The following is a 253-nucleotide window of genomic DNA, read 5'->3' as shown; positions in this document are numbered from 1 at the left end:
GATGGACACACCGCTGGTGTACCAGTTGTTCTGCCAAGAGCATCGCTGGGTAGCTATGTGTGGAAGGGATAAACGCTGAAAGCATCTAAGCGTGAAGCCCCCCTCAAGATGAGATTTCCCATCACATCAGTGAGTAAGACCCCTGAAAGATGATCAGGTAGATAGGTTGGAAGTGGAAGTCTAGTGATAGATGGAGCGGACCAATACTAATCGGTCGAGGACTTAACCAAAGTTTTTAGGTGGATTCGAAGAA

The 253-nt window shown here is 47.4% G+C and carries 1 rRNA gene; it reads left to right on the top strand.

From position 1 onward, the window contains the following. Nucleotides 1-230 (top strand): 23S ribosomal RNA (locus ACEN4L_RS13635); the annotation flags it as partial. Between the last annotated feature and the right edge of the window lie 23 nt (nt 231-253).

It is taken from the genome of Desemzia sp. FAM 23988, from assembly GCF_045528365.1.
Taxonomy (GTDB): Bacteria; Bacillota; Bacilli; order Lactobacillales; family Carnobacteriaceae; genus Desemzia.
This window is presented reverse-complemented; position numbering and strand designations above follow the sequence as displayed.